Source organism: Candidatus Tisiphia endosymbiont of Nemotelus uliginosus (genome assembly GCF_964264755.1).
Taxonomy (GTDB): domain Bacteria; phylum Pseudomonadota; class Alphaproteobacteria; order Rickettsiales; family Rickettsiaceae; genus Tisiphia.
In genome coordinates this window covers 986137-1001801 of the sequence record NZ_OZ183481.1, presented here as the reverse complement: position 1 = coordinate 1001801, position 15665 = coordinate 986137, and the positions used below count along the sequence as shown (strand labels likewise).

The following is a 15665-nucleotide window of genomic DNA, read 5'->3' as shown; positions in this document are numbered from 1 at the left end:
TATCAATATGTCAATATTAGATAAAACTTTTACAGGAATAAAGAAGGTAATTAAATGTCTTATATTGAGTTGTTTTTATGTTAATATACTCTATGTTTCTGTAGTATTAGGTAAACCTCCACACGAATATTTATCAAATGCTTTTAAAAGCGTGCTTAAAAATTTTGAGGAAAACCCTAGAATGCTCATTCCTGGCGGTTCTATGCTATTAATAAATTACGATAAAAGCAAGTCGATTAGTCAAGATACCGAACCTATAGAGCAAATACCACAGCCATTTGTTAATACGCCACCTGCATCAGCAACCGTAAATGTATCTCCAAATAATTTATTAAGAGACTCCTGTGATAATTGCGGAACAGACTTAAGTGATCAAAACACAGATTCTCTTGTTGAAAGGAATGATGTCCCCCATATTTATAAGGAAGTAAACTTAACTATTCATGACAATTATAAGGTAATAGACTTAGATTATAACACAGATTCTCTTGTTGAGATTAATGATAATTCTGATAATAGTTCGTTAATAGGCTCTAGTGGTCATGACACAAGTTCTCTTGTTGAAATTAATGATAATTCTGATAATAGTTCGTTAATGGGCTTTAGTGATCATGACACAGATTCTTTTGTTGAGATTAGTGATAATTCTGATAATTTGTTCACATCATTAGATTCTACCAATACCCCAAGCGATTCAGTGATTAGCCAAGATACTGAATATGTAATACCAATTGATAGCCATTCGAATGTTAATACGATGTCACCTCCAGTGGAAGGAGCAGTTCAAGAAGAGCCAATCGTTCAAAAAAGAGCTTCTGTTCTAGGGTATGTCGTCACGAGATTGTGATTGCATAATTTTATGTGATTTGTTATTATAATTGTAGTAATAAAAATAGGCGATAAGAAGCAATGAGTTTAGCACATAGAAGACATGATATAAGCGATGAGCTTTGGAATAAGATAGAAAGTAATTTACCTGGTCAGAAAGGTTGTTGGGGAGGTATTGCAAGAGACAATAGAACTTTTATAAATGCAGTGATGTGGATATTTAGAACGGGAGCTCCATGGAGAGATTTGCCTCCTGATTATGGCAATTGGAAGAATGTACACAGAAGATTCTGTAGATGGCGTGATAATGGGATATGGGAGAATTTGCTAAATATTTTTATAAATGCTCCTGATTTTGAATGGTTAATGATAGATTCTACATTTGTAAAAACTCACAAAGCAGGACTTGGAGCGAAAGGCGGGAATCAAACGGTTAGTCGCACAAAAGGGGGCTCAATACAAAGGTACATATGGCCGTGGATGCGTATGGTATGCCGGTCAGAATTATTGTTACAGAAGGTTCCAGAAATGATTGTACTCAAGCTTGTGAGTTAATCCAGAATATGGAGGCACAACATCTTATGGCTGATAAAGCTTACGATACAAACGCCATAATAGAATCGGCTGTGAATGCAAACATAATTCCTGTAATACCATCAAAAAGAAACAGGAAGATTCAAAGAGAGATAGATAAATATCTATATAAGCTAAGGCACATTATTGAAAATACATTTCAAAAATTTAAAGAATGGCGTGGTATAGCAACAAGATATGCTAAAAATACAAAATCATACATGGCGGGTCTTTGTTTAAGGGCTTTACTAATGTGGGCTCAAATCTCGTGACGACACACCCTAGTAGCAGCAGGAAGGGCAGATGGAGATGTAAGAGCAGGAATAGTAGGAGAAACAGGAAAAACAGGAGAAGCGGATGTAGATGGAGATGCAAGAACAGGAGGAATAGGAGGAGTGCCACCACCAGAAACAGTTGTTTCAGAAGTAAAAGCTACTCCAGAAGGAGAAGCTTCTCCAGAAGTAAAAGCTACTCCAGAAGGAGAAGCTACTCCACAACCAGAAGTAGCTGTGATTACAACAACTAACACCGATGACATAGTGCTATTACAAAAAGAAATAATAAGAAATATTGCCTTAGCGGTAAATGAAATAGTTATATTGTCTTATGAATTTGCAAATTCAACTATTGATTTAAGATTGGCTAATTTAAGGTACTTAAACAATCTTACCGTCCTTAGCTCTGGCGATGACGTTAATATTGTTCCTAAAAATTTGTGGATTAGTGGCACGATTGGTAAAGCTAAGTATAATGGTAAAAGCATGTTAAATGGGTATACGGGCAAAATTAGTGCGGTAACTATTGGTGAGGATATAGAGTTGCCAAGTGGTAGCATTATTGGGGGAGCTTATAACTATGTTCTCTCGAATTTTAAATATAAGAATCGTATTAACAAAATTGTTGTACATACCCATGTAATGTCGATATATGGTCAAACTAATTTGTCGAAAAAAGTAATATTACAGGGTTTTCTTTCTCTTGCTTTGGGTAATGTTTCTACAAAATTATCAGCGTATAATCAGCTAGTTAAAGCTAAATTTGCTGATACTTCATATAGTAGCAAAGCAATAATTGCTTATAATTCAAGGATTAGCAGAGTATTAATTGTCCCATATATTGGGTTTAAATATGGAAGATATAATATTGCTAGATATAATGCAAGTTTTAAAACACAAAGCCTATTAGTTGCAGCTAGTAATGGCAGAAGAACTTCTGGGCTTATAGGGTTTGGAGTAATTATGCCAATGAATGTTAATAATACTAGCCAGATGGTTCCTGGGCTATATATGGAAGTCGAAAAGTTTTTGCATAACAAACAAAAAAATCTGCATATGCGGATAGAGTTAGATCGATCTAACAATAGGGAGGAAGTATTATTACTTGAAGAAGCGGCTAAATACCAGTATAAAATTGGCGGAACTATTACTATAAAATGTCAACTAGCAGAAATTATGGCAGCATATGAATATTTAGTTTTTAATAATAAATATTCCCAACATCAAGGTTCGCTAAAATTAAAATTATTGTTCTAAGATTAGTAACAGAAGGGGGTACATATAAGAATTTACCGTTTTTTAAAAGAATTCACTTTTGATTATATGAAGGTTGCACCTCAGATATTTAATAGCAAGGTAGTCTAATTATAGGGCTTTGTAATCCACGCATAAATTCTTCTGCGTTTAAGATTTTTCTTCCTTCTTGCTGTAATTTCTGGATGATCAAAGTACCTTTACCACAAGCTACCCCCAAAACACTATTATTATTAACTACGGTACCAGGTGGCAAATTAATATCCAAATCGTTATAATACGCTTCTAGAATCTTTATAACTTTACCTCTATATTCAAAATATACACCAGGCCAAGGATTCATACCTCGAATTTTACAATCTATTTTGTAGGCAGTCTCACACCAATCTATCTTCCCTTCTTCTTTCTTAAGTTTATGAGCATAAGTTACCCCATTCTTATCCTGGATAATTTTTGGTAAATTATCAATATTATCTAAGGTTTTAATCAATAAATCTGCTCCTATTTTTGCACATTGGTCATGCAAAATTGGTAAAGTTATTCTAGGAGAAAGTGACAATGAATGCTGCAATATAATATCACCAGTATCCAGCCCTTCATCCATCTGCATTATACATACAGAAGTTTCTAAATCACCTTCTATAATAGTACGCTGTAATGGAGCTGCCCCCCTATGACGCGGCAAACTTGACGGATGAATATTAAGACATCCATATTTTTTAGCTTGTAGGATAACTGTTGGTATTAAAAACCCATAAGCAACTACCACTATTATATCCGCCTCAATTGAATTAATTAAATGGGTTATCTCTTCGGTTCTCAAGGTCTTAGGAGTATAAGTTGCAATATTATATTCTGATGCCAAGAGATGTACAGGCGATGCTACCTCATTTAGCCCTCTCCCTTTAGATTTTGCAGCTTGAGTAAATACGCCAACCACCTGGTGGTCGTTGTTGTTAATTAACTCCCTAAGAGCAGGCACGGCAAATTCTGGCGTACCCATAAAAATTACTTTCATAAATTATTATTTTTTAGCTTTTTTAATTTACGTAATGCTATATCCTTTTTTATATTACTCAAATAATCAACTAACAACTTACCGTCTAAATGATCCATCTCATGTTGAATAACCCTAGCAAGCCAACCATCAGCTTTTAATTCTTGCTGTCTATTATTATAATCTAAGAATCTTATACTTATAGATTCAGACCTTGCTATCTCAATTTGCTGTTCCGGTAAAGATAAACACCCTTCTAATGCTACAACTAACTCTTTAGATTTATCTATTATTTCTGGGTCTACAATAAATAACGGATAAAAACCCTCCACTCTTTCTGTATCATCACTATTCTGTAAGTCAACAACTAATATACGCTTAACTATTCCGATCTGAATTGCTGCAAGTCCTACCCCATGATCATGATACATGGTTTCAACCATATCATCCATCAACTTTCTTATAGTATCATTGACTGTACCTACGGGCAAAGATTTTTGTTTTAATCTTGAATCCGGAGCAGTCACAATAGGTAACACAGACATAATTTTTAAACCACATAATTAGTTATAGTCAATTCAGAAAAATTTGGGGCTAGGAGTGATGCCTATAAGTAATAGGCGAGCGACGAGTAACGACGTCACCAATTTCTCATCAATCGACTATATCACGACCTCTTTCTTCAGAATAGCATATTTTATCATTTTTTGCATCTCTGCAAAGCTTGACAATTATAAAAAATATTCTTTGCTAAATCTATTCCAATTGTGTTACATTTCAGCTATAGCTTTTCAGAATTTAGGAAAACCATTGATGGGATTATTTTTTGATTATTAATTGTTTCCTAATAATCTAAAATTATAGTATAACTTACAAAAAATTTAAGTGAATATGTTTAATATTACTGCAAAAAATAAACAACTAGATAGAGCTAAGGTATCTAGTATTTTTTGTAAACTAGGACAAAAAGAAAAGAAAAAAAAGACTAAAATCAGTGAATTATTAATTGACTTTCATGAAAATGGTCTTCTATTAATGATGCTTTTCTTTGCCATACCAATTGCAATTCCTTTACCGTATCCTCCGGGTTTTACTACTATAGTAGGGATACCATTAATCATTTTATCTATGCAGATGTTGCTTGGTTTTAGACAGGTTTTTTTACCATCTAAAATTAACAATTATCAAATTAGCAATGATATACTTATCAATATAAGTAACAAGATTGTGCCAAAAATTAAATTGGTAGAAAGATATATACGACCAAGATATAGTTTTGCATCTTCTATATATTGCGAACAATTTATTGGTTTAATATCGTTGATTTGTGCTATTACCATATCAATACCTTTACCTTTAACTAATGCTGTGCCTGCACTTGGTATTACTATAATGGCATTAGGTCTGTTAAATCGAGATGGATTAACTATATTTCTTGGGTTTATGGTTTCTATAGTTGGTCTTATTATAGCTGTTATAGCAATTACTGCTAGCTGGATTAGCCTAAAATATTTATTTAATCTATTTTTCTAACGTTATTCTTCTAATGAAACAAAAATTATATCAAGGATCAAGTAAAGTTCTTTATCAGTCACAAGAAGATTTTGCTTTTATTATGTCCTTTACTGACAAAATTACTTTAGAAAATGGTGAGATTTTTGATATTTCAGGTAAAGGGGTACTGAATAATAATATTTCATCCTTTATAATGAGTAAGCTCGATATGGTGGGGATAGAGAACCATTTAATTGAAAAAATGAATATGCGTGAACAATTAATACAGTCTGTGGATATTTTCCCCATTCAAATATTGATTTCTACAGTAGCATGTGGCAGGTTTGTAAAAGAGTTCTCTATGGAAGAAGGATATGTATTCGATCACCCAATTATCGATTTCAGAGTTAGAAGTAGAGAATTAAAGCATCCTATAATTAATGAACATCAAATACTGAATTTTGGTTGGTTAAATAAGCAAGAAATTGATGCAGTGAAACATCAGACCATCAGAATACATGATTTTTTAAGTGGATTATTTGCAGGTATTGGAATAAGACTTGTTGAATGCAGACTAGAATTTGGTAGAGTGTTCAATGGTGAAGAATTTATGGTAATGTTGGCAGATGAAATCAGCCCTGATAATTGTCGTTTATGGAATATGAGTAATAATGAGAAGCTTGGAGCAGAAATGATTGCCACTGATCCAGAAAAAGCTATTAAATCTTATCAGGCAATAGCTGAATTATTAAAAGATAAAACTTATAGCTAATCCTATATTCAAAGATAATTAGTATTAGTTCCCTCTACTAAATGTAAATTATCAATAGACTTCTTTAGCAACTTAAACAACATTTATGTGATTTTATCAATGCCTACAATCTTGCAAAAAGACTTAAAGCTTTTAAAGGTTTAACTCCTTATGAATTTATCTTTTTGAGTCCACTATAACCTCTTTGATTTATATTAGGTTCTAATATGATAGTGCAAATTTCTTTAGGCGGAAAATTAATTAAAAATGTTTACGATCCCACCTGTTTCATGTTATTTTTCTTGATAGCATAGCTAATCAGCTCATCAATAATATTGTTTTGTATGCCACTTGCAATATCCTTCTCATTTTTTTTCTGAATTTCCTGGTTTTTTTTCTTATCAATTTTCTTTGATTTTATATAAGCAAAATACGCCTTATCTTTTGACTGAAAAACTGGAGTATTGGAGCCAATATTAGTCCGGAAAATTGCTGATAATAATTCTGCTGGTAGCTGATGATTATTATGAATTTCAGACCTAGAAAAAGCTGTAGATTGGCTAGTAATAACTTTCAAAAATTCTTTATTCTTAGTTGGGGTGTACTCTTTAGCAATAGTTTCTATGGTTTTTAAATTTAGACCTTTTAAATATTGTTCGTTCCATAGTTTTTGCACTTGCTCTTTAACTACCGAGAATTCTTGCACTTTGCTTGGTTGAATAGACTTAATCTCAACCAATATAAAAGCTCCTTTTTCAGTTAATTCTATTGGATATGATAATTCCCCTTCTGCAAGATCGAAAATACTGTCTGCATTTTGGGCAATATCAATTTTATTAACTGCTAAACCCTGATAACTTATAGACTCTAAATTTTGTATAGGCAATTCATATTTCCCAGCAATTTCTATTAAACTTGAGCCAGATGCAACGTCATCTTCTAGATTTTTAATCATTAATAGTTTCAATTGTTCTGCTTTTTGTTGTTGCAGTAATTCATTAACTTGTTTTTTGACCTCGCTAAACTTTTTATTAGCAAATTCTTCTTTGTTGTCCTGATAAAAATTTAATAGCTCCTCATCATTATTATGAATTTTTTGGCATAACATTTCACTTGATATTTTTACATAAGACAAATTACGTTTTTCCGGTACTTCAAACAATGTTAGATTATTTTGGTATAAATCTTCTAATTGCGATGTGGTTGGAGGAGTTATTACTAAGTCTTTAGATTGACGTTGTAGATCAATTTGTACAAGTTCTACATCTCTTGTTTCAGCTATGTAATCTACAATATTTTTGACCATTATCTTTGGTGTAGGAAATGATTCTATAAAAATACGAATTAGAAGATTCTTTAAAGTATGTTCTTTAATGTCAGAAAAATAATCTTCTTCATTAATGTAATAATTTTTTAAAAAACCTTTAAATCGCTCTATGTCAAATAGACCTTGTTCATTTTTAAAATTAGGATTTTCCTTAATTAACTCGATCACATTATCATCAGTTAAATCTAAATTATAATAGCTAACTAAATAGTTGATAATACGGTTATTGATAAGTTTTTTAATAATAAAATTATCAATATTTAACTGTTTTATATCTTCTTCACTAAGATTTGTGCCACTTTGTCTTTGAATAGCCCGAATTTGTTCGGCTTTTTCTTTTAGAAAATCTTCTTGGCTAATATTATTTGCATCAGAAAAGGTAATCAAATCAAAATTATTGCTAGTATGTAATACATCTTTAATTCCCCATCCAACAAAGGCGAAGGCAATTACGCCAAGTAGAATACGCATTACAAAACTATCAGCAGCGTTTCTAATATTATTTAACATAAATATAAAATTTTTCTTCTTTAAGTGTTTATAATACACTAAAATAGTTCGTCCACTAATATCTGCAAGTAATTTTTATGAAAAAACTTATTATTATTAATTGGAAAATGCATATGAGCTTAGATGAGGCATTTAAATTTTGTACTAAGCTTACAGAACAACAGTATAATAATCAGCTTATTATAGCTCCTCCTGTTCCTTATCTTGCTTATCTATCTGACAAATTCAAATTTTTAGAGTTTTGTGGACAAAATGTCAGTCGATTTGTAGGGCAGGGGAGTTACACTGGAGAATATTCTAGCTTACTATTAAAACTGAGTAAAATTAATTACTCTATTGTTGGTCATAGTGAACGAAGAAATTTCTTACAAGAATCTAATGCATTAATAAGACAAAAAGCAGAAAATTGTTTGGAGTCTCAAGTCACCCCTATTATTTGTATTGGAGAGGATTTAGCTATACGACAAAACAATAATTATAAAGATTTTTTATTAAAGCAGTTAGAGGAATCTTTACCAAATATAGTAGGTGAACAAAATTTAATAGTAGCATATGAACCAATTTGGGCTATAGGAACAGGAATTACTCCTGGACAAGAAAAATTAACAGAAATATTTGATGCTCTTAATTATTATCTCAAGCAAAGGCAAGTTGCAAATAATATCAGCTTAGTATATGGTGGATCTGTAAATTTAGATAATATAGAAAAGATATTAAGTATACAGAATATTGATGGGGTTATGGTTGGCAAATCCTCACTTGATTATCAAATGCTAGTTCAAATGTTAAATTATAGGGTTTTTAAAAAATGATAAATATATTACTTTTTGTTCATATTGTGATAGCAATATTGCTAATTATTGTAATTTTGATGCAAAAGACTGGTGGTAATGGGACTATGGGTGTTGTTGCAGGTCGGACGGTGGTTAATTTCTTGACTAGAACTACGGTAGTACTTGCCACGTTATTTATGATTAACGCTGTTATTCTGGCTAATCTGTCTTCTAAGAAGAATTCGGGAATAATTAAGAAAATAGAGCAAGTTGATGATAAGCAACAAGAATCTAGCTTGCCTATTGCGAAATAGAATTTAAGGAGCAACTGTACTTATGCAAAAAATAATTGACTTACATAATATCAAAATTGGCAATGCTCTACCATTTATTTTGATTGCTGGTCCATGCCAAATAGAAACTCTAGATCATGCACTATTTATGGCAGACAAGCTTGTGACTCTTACGGCTAAACTTAACATACCATTTATTTACAAATCATCATTTGACAAAGCAAATAGAACTTCAATTAATGGTCTTCGTGGTAGTGGGCTTGACAAAGGGCTAGAAATTTTGTATAAGGTAAAATCAACCTTTAATTGTCACATTCTTACCGATGTTCATACAGAGGGTCAATGTGCTAGGGTTGCTGAAATTGTTGATATAATCCAAATTCCCGCTTTTTTATGTAGACAAACAGATTTATTGCGGGCTGCAGCACTGACCAATAAGGTGGTTAATGTGAAAAAAGGACAATTTCTTGCTCCTTGGGATATGAAGAATGTCCATGCTAAGCTGGAAAGCTTTGGGGCTAAGAATATCATGCTTACCGAGCGGGGAGTATGTTTTGGTTACAACACATTAGTATCAGATATGCGTAGTTTGCCAATTATGGCAGAAACTGGGGCTCCAGTAATTTTCGATGCAACCCATTCGGTTCAGCAGCCAGGTGGTATAGGCAATAGTAGTGGTGGCGAGAGGAAATATGTTGAAATACTGGCAAGAGCAGCTGTTAGTGTTGGAGTCGCTGGTATTTTTATGGAAGTTCATCAAGAGCCAGATAATGCTCCAAGTGATGGACCTTGTATGATTAAGCTGTCTGATTTAGAACCTATATTATCTAGATTGAAGAGATATGATGATATAACTAAAACGTCTACATAATACTAACTATAGAATCGTGAGTGTTCACGGAAAAAAGGTTAAAGTACAAGACGTCATTGCGAGAAGGCGTAGCCAACGAAGCAATCTATTCCTGGTCACTTTTTGGATTGCCGCGTCGCCGCAATTCGGTTCCTCGTAATGACGCTTGGTGAGCATATTTTTTATTCATCATAAGAAAGCAAAAAAACCGTGAACGCTCACAATCCGGTTAACTATACTATCTGACTTATACCAAAAACCCTAAATATAAATATTATCTCATCGGCTGCTTCTTTTAGATAATCGAAACGACCAGAAGAACCTTTATGCCCTGAATCCATATTAGTTTTTAGCAATAATATGTTATTATCTGTTTTTGTTGCCCGAATCTTTGCTGCCCATTTAGCTGCTTCCCAATACCCAACTCTAGGGTCAGAAATTCCAGCCGTGATAAATAGACTCGGGTAGTTTTGAGCTTTTATATTATCATACGGAGAATAAGACTTAATATAGTTAAAATAATCTAGCTCTTTAGGATTGCCCCACTCCTTAAATTCACTAGGGGTTAATGGCAGTTCTTCATCGAGCATAGTATTTAATACGTCAACAAAAGGCACATGGGCAAGGGCTGCTTTAAATAATTCTGGTTGTTCATTAATGACCGCTCCAATTAACATCCCTCCTGCACTTCCTCCACAAATTACTATATTACCCTGGCTAGTATATTTTTCTTTAATTAACTGTTTAGCAGAAACAATAAAGTCATCAAAAGTTCTTTTTTTATTGAGGAATTTAGCAGCTTGATACCAATCATGCCCAAGATCGTCTCCACCTCTAATATGAGCAAGAGCATAAACAAACCCACGATCTACAAGAGAAATAGCGGTATTCCTAAAGGATACTGGTATGCTGATACCATATGAACCATAACCATATAAATATAAAGGATTCTTCCCATCCTTGTTAAATAATGATTTTTTATATAATAAGGTAATTGGTACTTTAACCCCATCATTATCAGCAAATATTCTTTCCACCATATATTCTTCAGGATTAAAGCCACTTGGTATTTCCTGTACTTTCAATATTGATAGTTGCTCACTGTTAAAATCATAACTATAAGTGGTGTTCGGTCTAGCAAGCGAAGAATAATTTACTCGAATATCATCTTCATCAAAATTAGTAGAGAAGGCTGAAGCAGTAAAAGCAGCATCCGGGAAATGAATAATTTTTTCATTCTGCTCTTTAAGATGCTTTATTTTAATAACTGGTAATCCTTGATCACGATAATTAACTATTAAATAATTGTTAGTAATATTAAAACTAGCTAAATATTTAGTTGGGTCTTCTGGTATATAATTATTTTCCCATAAATCATTTTGAAAATTACGCACATTTACTAACACTATGCGAAAGTTTTTTGCCCCTTCATTGGTATTAATATAAAAATTATCACCATTATGCTCAACATCATAAAAAACTCCTCCCTTTAGAGGTCTAAGAAGCTTAGGTTCAAAGCTATGATCCCACATTGCTAGAACATATGTTTCATTTGCATCATGACCAGATACATCAACGAAAATATATTGTCGACTGGATGACTTACTAACGTTCAACTGATATAATGGATCTGTTATATGATGTACTAACTTATCATCGGAAATTGCATGATCTATGAAGTGAATCATTAATTTATCATGACGAAAATTCTCATTAATCGGCATATAAAAGAACCCTTTCAGATATTCATGCCAAATTATAGTGCGACTCACATTATGTATTTCATCTGGTAAATATTCTTTGGTCTTTAAATTATAGACTTTAATTGTATATTTTTCATCCCCGGTAAAATCAACACTATAAGCTAGTAGCATATGATCGGGAGAGATTGATACTAGACCTAGATCAGTAAATTTATTATCTTTAGCAATAACATTGATATCTAATATAATTTCTTCCGGAGCATCTATTGACCCAATTTTTCGGCAATATATAGGATATTCAGCATTTTCTTCAGTTCTGGTATAATAATAGTAATTATCTTTTTTTACGTAAGTTGACTGATCAGCAAGTTTAATTCTGCCCTTTAACTCCTCAAATATTTTATCTTTTTCTTTTTGTAATGGCTCAAAAAATTGCTCGGAATATTTATTTTCTGCCTGTAAATATTCTATGATTTTTTTATCGCTAACATTAGGCCATTCGATATCTCTAAGCCAGTTATATTGATCTGTAAATTTTTTACCGTGCAATGTAAAACTGTAATCGATCTTATTGGCTATAGGTGGCTGCATTTTGCCCTCATTTAGTGCTTATTATTATAAAAGTAATTAACGATATAATTACGACTAATAGACTTGTTGATTGATTATGCAAAGATTTTATCTTACGTAAAGCATTTTTTTCTACTCTTTTCAAAACAGGGTATTCCGCCCCTAGTCTATCATTAAAATCGTGTCCCACTAAGTGATATTTGTAATAAATACGACGAAAATTATTTTCAACAAACTGAAATAAATCTAAATTTATGTTAGCAGTTGAACGTCTAGAAATCTTTTTATTAAAAACCACACTAAGCAATATACCTATTATTATTATTACTATTTGCTTTACTATATCCAACCAATTTATATCAAGTGTTTCAACAGGATAAGATGACCATACTAATTTTAAGCCTTGCTCTAAAAAGAAATTAGTTGCCAATACAAACGATAGCATGACCAATAAGCTGACTTTGCTCAAAATATTCACTATAGGGTAAAAGTCCTTAGTCAGAGATTTGTATTTAACCGTAGAAAATAAAGCCGCACATGTTATAATTTTTAATAGGAAAATAGCATAATAATTAATATCCTGATCCAAAACATTGGTCACAATAATTTTGCTAACAAAACTAGCAAGAGGAGGTAAGGCTATAATGAATAATACACTAACTATTAAACTACCAAGCAATAAAGGGCTTCTCCATGAGTAAAGCCCTTTTATCTCAGAGCAATTTTCTACATTACCTTTATCTATTAATATAGCAACATATAGACCAAATAAAGCTTTATACAATATATGGACAAAAAGAAAAACTATGATTCCTAAATTTGCTTGTTGAGATTTTGTGCCAATGGCAATCACCATAAATCCAAGCTGAGAAACAGTAAGATAACAGACTAATCTCTTGATGTTATCTTCTATACAAGCATAAACCCCACCATATATAATCATTAATAATCCAAAGAATTTAAGTATCTCTAAACCACTAAATAATTTAAGAAGTATAATGATCGATATTTTACTAGTAAAGCTGGTTAAATATATCATCCCTGAAGTTGAGGCAAATGGATAACAATTAACAATCCATCCGGAAAAAGGTATGCTCGCTACATTAATTAAGCAACCACTAAGTATTAGAACATAAAAGATAAAAGAAGCATCTCTGTTCTCTATCAATTGGCTAAGAGAAATAATTTGTATGTTAGAACTATTGGTGATTATATAACTAATCCCTATTAAGATAAGACTACCACTTATAAGATGCGTAAGGAAATACTGTCTTGCCGCCCTAATACTATTTTTACAATTACCGTAAAAAATTAACAAAGTGGCACATATCATCATCATTTCTAGAGCAACAAACATCGAGATAAAATCCCCAGCAAATAAACAGATCAAGGAAGAGGCTGAGTATAAACTACCTATCAATACCTCAAATTTTCTGTTTTGGCTAATGGCATATAGGTTAGTCCCCAACGTTATCACCATAAAAGCAAGTGCTATTAATTTATTTTCATTACTAAAATTAATAATAAAACTATTATTATACAGATTAATTACCGCCTCATTTTGGCTGTTAATTAATAATATACCAGCAACTATTGGATAGATTATTGAGGTAATATAAAATGTCTTTCTAAATTTAAAATAGAGAAACAGGATAAACAAAAGAATAAGTAAGGTAGGGTAAATCATCATTAATTCTAATTATTGTTTTATAAGGATTATAGCTAACCAGGATAAATATTTATTGTAAATTGTCATTTCCGCGTAGTTGTTGTCCAATAAATGTGGATTGCCGACCTACTTGCGTGGTCAATGACGTATACGTTTTAGCTATATGATTATAAATTACTAGTTTGTTATGGAATTCTTTATACAATATTATATATTCTTAGTATCGTTATAAATATTTTTAGTAAAATATGCGAATTTTTCATGGTATTTTGTAGGGGTAAAATCAATTATTTCATAATTAGCGATATTATTAATGTAAAATGGATCTTCTTTTATTATACTATCAACTTGCTTCTTGTCCTTAATATTTGCAAGAATAATACCTCCTGTTCTAGGATTTTTACGACCTGATACAATAAAGCAACCTTTAGAATAATAATTATCTAGAAATTTTATGTGACTTGCAATAAACTTTTCAACAACAGCAAGATTTGTTTTGTAAGTAATATTTATAATAAACATTTAATATCCTCTCCTCACTTAATTCCTCAGGTTACAAAGTGACCACAATAAAATATGGGCATATCAATTACCTCAATTTTTCTTCTCTCCATTCTAGCTCTGCAGAAGCAATAAAAATTTAAACCAAATTTATTTAAATTTTTATTGCTAACATAGTTGATCCATTTTAATCGTTTTTTTGATTGCTTCGTCGCCACTAAAGTGGCTCCTCGCAATTACACTGATCTAAATACTAATCGGATTTATAACGTTGCAAATTCAAGTTAATTCACTATAAGTCTATTAATAACTCTTCAAATTGTTGATTATTGGAATATTCTAGAGTAATCTTGTCTTTTATTTGGTTTTTAAACCAGGTAATTTGTCTTTTTGCATATTGCCTGGTTTTAATTTGTGCTAGATTTAAGGCAGTTTGTAAAGTAATTTCATTATTTAGATAAGATAATATTTCTCGCAGACCAATGGTTTTTATTGCAGAAGATATTATATCGGGAAAGTTTTCTTTAATTAGAGCTATTTCTTCAATTGCTCCTTCATTAAATATTTTTTCTAACCTAGTATTACATGTTTGATAAAGAAATTCTCGCTCCGGATGTAGAAAAATTACTTTAAAGTCAAATTCTGGAAGAATGGGTATATTCTGTGTAGCTTGGAAAGTAAATATAGATTGCTTGGTTTGCATAAATACTTCATAGGCTCTTATAACCCTCTGACTATCATGCTTATTTAATTTCTGGCTAGCCAATACATCAAGCTCTTTTAGTTGATTAAAGAATTGACATGAGCCAATCTTAGAGTGCAACTCTCTAACATATTGCCTAATCTCTGGAGATATTGTCGGTATTTCATTATAACCAAAAAGCAGTGAATTAATATATAACCCCGTACCACCAACAATTATTGGTAGCTTACCTCTATTACGGATGTCTGTAATTTTCTCAAGAGCATGATTTACATATTGTATTACTGAAAATTCTTGATCTACGGATAAAAAGTTATAAAGATGATAGGGTATCTCGTCTCGGTATATTGGTGATGGTGAAGCAGTAATAATAGGGATATGCTTATATATCTGCATAGAGTCGCTGTTAACTATCTCGCCATCATATATTTTGGCTAAATAATGTGCCAAATAAGACTTACCACTAGCAGTAGGTCCACATATAACTAACATTTTCTTTTTTTGCATTAAATGTATATACTCAACAATAAAAAATCAACAATGCACAAATTAAGATAAAAAAATTATACCATGAAAAAAATAATAGGTCTAGAT

General features: G+C 31.8%; 16 protein-coding genes. 9 read left to right on the top strand and 7 right to left on the bottom strand.

Annotated elements, in window-relative coordinates; all coding sequences use genetic code 11:
* Positions 1-7 precede the first annotated feature (7 nt).
* The 3 genes from ACFELW_RS05175 (at position 8) to ACFELW_RS05165 (ending at position 2933) form a co-directional block, all read left to right on the top strand.
* Positions 8-847 carry a hypothetical protein gene (locus ACFELW_RS05175; protein ID WP_375329840.1) on the top strand — a complete coding sequence of 280 codons (840 nt, stop codon included), beginning with the start codon at positions 8-10 and terminating at the stop codon, positions 845-847.
* Positions 848-909: 62 nt separating this feature from the next.
* Positions 910-1673, top strand: a protein-coding gene (locus ACFELW_RS05170; protein WP_375329687.1) for an IS5 family transposase whose coding sequence is annotated in 2 segments (ribosomal slippage) — positions 910-1267 and positions 1267-1673 — 765 coding nt in all. Because the reading frame shifts where the segments join, the coding sequence is not laid out codon by codon here.
* 123 nt (positions 1674-1796) lie between these two features.
* Entirely contained in the window at positions 1797-2933 is a 1137-nt protein-coding gene (locus ACFELW_RS05165; protein ID WP_375329839.1) for an autotransporter outer membrane beta-barrel domain-containing protein, read from the top strand.
* Between the two features lie 88 nt (positions 2934-3021).
* Here the strand turns inward: ACFELW_RS05165 and fmt are convergent, their stop codons facing one another.
* Positions 3022-3948, bottom strand: coding sequence for a methionyl-tRNA formyltransferase (fmt, locus tag ACFELW_RS05160; RefSeq protein ID WP_375329838.1), 927 nt, complete (start codon positions 3946-3948; stop codon positions 3022-3024).
* On the bottom strand, positions 3945-4472 hold the full coding sequence (gene def, locus ACFELW_RS05155) for a peptide deformylase (RefSeq protein WP_341759160.1): 528 nt from the start codon (positions 4470-4472) through the stop codon (positions 3945-3947). The genes fmt and def overlap by 4 nt, the downstream gene beginning before the upstream one ends.
* 58 nt (positions 4473-4530) lie before the next feature.
* Here def and ACFELW_RS05150 point away from each other — a divergent pair, with 58 nt between their 5' ends.
* The 3 genes from ACFELW_RS05150 to ACFELW_RS05140 are packed head-to-tail and all read left to right on the top strand — an operon-like array spanning position 4531 to position 6193.
* Complete coding sequence (locus ACFELW_RS05150; protein ID WP_341759159.1) at positions 4531-4764, top strand: hypothetical protein; 234 nt, start codon at positions 4531-4533, stop codon at positions 4762-4764.
* Positions 4765-4818: 54 nt separating this feature from the next.
* Positions 4819-5460 carry an exopolysaccharide biosynthesis protein gene (locus ACFELW_RS05145; protein WP_375329837.1) on the top strand — a complete coding sequence of 214 codons (642 nt, stop codon included), beginning with the start codon at positions 4819-4821 and terminating at the stop codon, positions 5458-5460.
* Positions 5461-5473: 13 nt separating this feature from the next.
* A complete protein-coding gene (locus tag ACFELW_RS05140) occupies positions 5474-6193 on the top strand; it encodes a phosphoribosylaminoimidazolesuccinocarboxamide synthase (RefSeq protein ID WP_375329836.1) in 720 nt (239 codons plus the stop codon).
* Positions 6194-6443: 250 nt separating this feature from the next.
* Here the strand turns inward: ACFELW_RS05140 and ACFELW_RS05135 are convergent, their stop codons facing one another.
* Positions 6444-8009 (bottom strand): peptidylprolyl isomerase, encoded by a 1566-nt coding sequence (locus ACFELW_RS05135; RefSeq protein WP_375329835.1) that lies wholly within the window; start codon positions 8007-8009, stop codon positions 6444-6446.
* A 77-nt stretch (positions 8010-8086) separates the two neighbouring features.
* Here ACFELW_RS05135 and ACFELW_RS05130 point away from each other — a divergent pair, with 77 nt between their 5' ends.
* The 3 genes from ACFELW_RS05130 to kdsA are packed head-to-tail and all read left to right on the top strand — an operon-like array spanning position 8087 to position 9946.
* Positions 8087-8821 (top strand): triose-phosphate isomerase, encoded by a 735-nt coding sequence (locus ACFELW_RS05130; protein WP_375329834.1) that lies wholly within the window; start codon positions 8087-8089, stop codon positions 8819-8821.
* Positions 8818-9096, top strand: a complete 279-nt coding sequence (gene secG, locus ACFELW_RS05125) for a preprotein translocase subunit SecG (protein ID WP_375329833.1) — start codon at positions 8818-8820, stop codon at positions 9094-9096. Before ACFELW_RS05130 ends, secG begins: the two co-directional genes overlap by 4 nt.
* 22 nt (positions 9097-9118) lie before the next feature.
* Entirely contained in the window at positions 9119-9946 is an 828-nt protein-coding gene (gene kdsA, locus ACFELW_RS05120) for a 3-deoxy-8-phosphooctulonate synthase (RefSeq protein ID WP_375329832.1), read from the top strand.
* Between the two features lie 212 nt (positions 9947-10158).
* Here the strand turns inward: kdsA and ACFELW_RS05115 are convergent, their stop codons facing one another.
* The 4 genes from ACFELW_RS05115 to miaA form a co-directional block, all read right to left on the bottom strand.
* Complete coding sequence (locus tag ACFELW_RS05115; RefSeq protein ID WP_375329831.1) at positions 10159-12219, bottom strand: S9 family peptidase; 2061 nt, start codon at positions 12217-12219, stop codon at positions 10159-10161.
* 7 nt (positions 12220-12226) lie between these two features.
* Entirely contained in the window at positions 12227-13888 is a 1662-nt protein-coding gene (locus tag ACFELW_RS05110) for a proton-conducting transporter membrane subunit (RefSeq protein WP_375329830.1), read from the bottom strand.
* 186 nt (positions 13889-14074) lie between these two features.
* On the bottom strand, positions 14075-14389 hold the full coding sequence (locus ACFELW_RS05105) for a YciI family protein (protein ID WP_375329829.1): 315 nt from the start codon (positions 14387-14389) through the stop codon (positions 14075-14077).
* Between the two features lie 271 nt (positions 14390-14660).
* A complete protein-coding gene (miaA, locus tag ACFELW_RS05100; RefSeq protein WP_375329828.1) occupies positions 14661-15578 on the bottom strand; it encodes a tRNA (adenosine(37)-N6)-dimethylallyltransferase MiaA in 918 nt (305 codons plus the stop codon).
* Positions 15579-15665 lie beyond the last annotated feature (87 nt).